This is a genomic window from Campylobacter sp. 2018MI34 (genome assembly GCF_016598975.1).
GTDB lineage: Bacteria > Campylobacterota > Campylobacteria > Campylobacterales > Campylobacteraceae > Campylobacter_D.
Window position 1 is genome coordinate 1 of sequence record NZ_JAENKS010000047.1, and the last position, 2,077, is coordinate 2,077.

Consider the following 2,077-nt stretch of genomic DNA (forward strand, 5'->3'; position numbering starts at 1 on the left):
TAATTAAAGAAGTTGCTCTAGTTTGATAAGCATACTCACTAAAATAATCTAAATTTATCTGCAAATGTAATGTTCTAGAAGCATACACATAAGCTGTTTTTATATTTGTATTGTATTGTTTTTGCAATAAATTAAATATCTTTTTTATAGTATATCCATCTCTTGCTATAAAAATAAATTCTTTTAAATCTTCCTTTATAGCTTCATCGTAAATAAATTTGCTTAAACCATAACAAATAGGTCCACCATAAAAATATCCAAAATATTTCCAATAATTTTCTATATTTTTATTACTTTGCACCCATTTTTTTAATAAAAGTCCTATAATTATATGCGAAGTTAAATCATCATTTTCATCATAAAATTTTTTCAATCTAGGAAATGCATTAAAAAATTGCATAATAGGCGCTTCATAATATAATGCTTTCAATCCATTATTAATAGCTTGTTGATAATCGGCATAATAATTATCTCCAATATGTATAATATTGTTTGCATTTATTTTTAAATCATCAATGATATGTTGATATAAATCGCCATGATGTTTTGATTTATTAACTACCCCGGAAATATAAATTTTATAATATCCTTTGATATCATTTTTATCTAATAATTGCTTAAAAAAATCCTCTGAATAATACATATCAGATGTTAAAATTACTTTTTTACCTTGATTTATAAAATAATCATAAATTATTTTCATTTCGGTATTAACATATAGAGTATTAAACTCTAACTCTTGCTCTTTTTCTTTTAAAAACTGATACATCTGAGGCATACATTCGTATATTTCATCGTAATTAACCAATTTTTTATTTAATAAAATACATGCTTTGTTTTCAGCTTCAATTCTATCTTTTGCAAAACCTTTTAAATTATATTTCTCTTCTAGATGTAAAAATACATCTTGTGGCGAAGAATATGGTCTTATCAAAAGTGTATCAAAAAGATCAAAGGAAATTACTTGGTAGTCAGATGCAATATATTTTATATTTAAAATCTTTAATTGTTGATTTATTGTGTAGTTATTTGTATCATCAATAAAACTAAGTGGTAAATATTTAATATTTTTATTAAGTTCTATTTGTCTTTTTAAAAAAATTGTTGTTATAAATTCAGCAACATATGCTATTTGCCTTTTTTGATTCAAATTACTTGTTTGTATTAATTTATTGCTAATGCGTTCAAATATTTTAAACACTATATTGAATATAAAATTACAATAATTAATAAAAATTTCTTTTTTCATAATAAAAACATTTGCCAAAAAATAATTATTGCTATTAAAAAAATTATAATATTTAGAATACTCTTGGAGATCAATATTATTTTTTAATAAATTATTAAAAATATCCAAAGAAGAATTATCATTGCAATATGTTTTAAAATTATCTAAAATTGTATTAACTTTTACATCTTTTCTAATTGAAGGATAAAATAGTTCTGGTGCAATTATATCATATTGATACCAATTTTTCAATAAATTGATATTGATTATTTCTTTATATTTATTATTTATATTTTTATATGTAGGAGAATATCCAGCCCAAATTCTTTGTGGAAACTTATCTTCATCAAATATCAAATGTCTTCTATAATGCATAAAACCTATATAATCAGGATTACCAAGTTTATCATAATTTTTCCAAGCCCAATAAATTCCAGTTAGTTCGCAAAAATATCTATTAAGATGAGAAATATTATCTCCTGTATCATCTCCTATCATATTTTCACACATCCATTCAAAATCTTCTTTAGACATTTCTCCGTCTTTAGAAGCTTCTGTAGCTAAGGATCTTCCTAAATGAATAGGGGTTAAAATATCATCTTTTAATAAAACTGCTGGTTTATGATAACCTACTAAAATTTTTATTTTTGGAGTTTTTGTCATATCCCCCCCCCTGCTTTCTTTCATTTTTCTTTCCTCCACTCTTTGTAAACCTTATTCACTTTAAATACAAAAGTAAAAGGATGTTTTATAAGCAAGTTTCCAAGTTTATAAGAAAGATAATTTTGTATTTTTAAAGCTTCTTGATAATCACTATAATGGTTTAATGGTAAAGGTTTTAAATTTGGA

General features: G+C 23.2%; 1 protein-coding gene. It reads right to left on the reverse strand.

Annotated features, from left to right (window positions below; translation table 11 throughout):
- The coding region (locus JG676_RS07640) for a DUF4422 domain-containing protein (RefSeq protein WP_200217852.1) at positions 1-1,915 on the reverse strand (1,915 nt) is incomplete at its 3' end.
- Between the last annotated feature and the right edge of the window lie 162 nt (positions 1,916-2,077).